This is a genomic window from Streptomyces coryli (genome assembly GCF_011044975.1).
Classification (GTDB): Bacteria; Actinomycetota; Actinomycetes; order Streptomycetales; family Streptomycetaceae; genus Streptomyces; species Streptomyces coryli.
Genome location: NZ_JAAKZV010000527.1, coordinates 1 through 1,450 on the forward strand (window position 1 = coordinate 1; position 1,450 = coordinate 1,450).

The following is a 1,450-nucleotide window of genomic DNA, read 5'->3' on the forward strand; positions in this document are numbered from 1 at the left end:
GTGCTGCGGGGGCGGGTCGGGGAGCTGCCAGCCACAGGTCCGGCGGCCCAGGTGCGGCGCACCTTCGCGGTTGTCGCGGCGCTGCTCGCGCTGGCGGTGGCCGGCGTCAACGGGCTGTGGGCCGCGGGCGTGGACGCCGGCCTCTCCGCCGAGGTGGTGGCGGACCAGACCGCCGCGTACCGCCTCAACACCGCCCTCACCGGCGTCTTCGCCCTGACCGCCGCGGCCGGGGTGCTGCTCGCCGCGTTCCCGGCCCTGCGGCCGCGGGCACGGGTCCGTACCGCCGTGGCGCTGGGCTGGACCGGCGGGGCGGCGATCGCCGCGTGGGCGGCGTACCTGCTGGTCATCACGCTGGCCGGAGACTCGGCGCCCGGCGGTGGCGATCAGCCCACGCAGGCGATGAATCTCGCCTACGCTGGCGAGATGATCACCGGCACGCTGACCCTGCTGCTGGGCGCGCAACTGCTCGCGGAGCGGCGGGAGTCGCGCGCGGTGCGACCGGCGCGACCGGCCGCGGGCTGAGGCGGCGCCCCCGTGCTGCGCACCCTCCAGCTCCGCTGGGTCCATCTGCTGCTCGGCGGCGCGCTGTTGATGCCGTACTTCCTGCTGATGTCGGTGTTCGTGGGGCTGGTGTGGCCGGATGCGAACGCCGTCACCCACATGGGCTGGCAGTTCGCCGCCTATGGGCTGAGCCTGCCGGCGGTCGCGGCGACCGGGCTCGCCTTTCCGCTGGTACGGCCCCTGGAGGCGGCGGCGGCGCGGGCGCTGTGCGCGCCCGGTCTCGATGCGTCCGGCACGGACCGGTCGTGGGCGGCGCGGCGGCGGACGGCGGGGTGGTTCACGCTGCATGTGGGTGTCGGCGGGCTGGTCAGCGGGGTGACGCTGGCGGTGCCGCCGATGGCGTGGGTGCTGGTGGTGCTGCCGTTCGCGCCGTCGCTGCGGGACGAGGAGGGGCGGGACTTCGGCCTGCTCGACGTGCCGCTGTGGACGGCGCCGCTGATCGGGGTGGCGTTCCTCGCGGCACTCGTCGGGGTGGCGGCGGGGGCGGGCGCACTGCTGGCCCGCTACGCCCCGGCGCTGCTCGGCCCGACGCCGGCGGACCGGCTGGCGGCGGCGGAGGCGCGTTCGGCGGATCTGGCCCGGCGTAATGCGCTGGCGCGTGAGCTGCATGATTCGGTGGGGCACGCGCTGAGCGCGGTGACGCTGCAGGCGAGCGCGGCGCGGAAAGTCTTCGACCGGGACCCGGAGTTCGTACGGAGCGCGCTGGAGGCGATCGAGTCGGCTACGCGGGATGCGGTGGCGGAGCTGGACGGGGTGCTCGGAGTGCTGCGGGTGGGCGAGGCGGCGCCCGGTACGGCGCCGGCTCCGACGCCGTCGCTGGCGCGGGACTTGGAGGGGCTGGTGGAGCGGACCAGGGCGGCGGGGGCGGAAGTGGTGGTGCGGGTACGGG

General features: G+C 76.5%; 1 protein-coding gene and 1 pseudogene. Both read left to right on the forward strand.

What is annotated here, in order from left to right; translation table 11 throughout:
• Window positions 1–522 (forward strand): annotated as a pseudogene (locus G5C51_RS41950) (hypothetical protein); the annotation flags it as partial.
• 69 nt (window positions 523–591) lie between these two features.
• On the forward strand, window positions 592–1,450 hold an 859-nt coding region (locus G5C51_RS41955), incomplete at its 3' end, for a sensor histidine kinase (protein ID WP_165246179.1).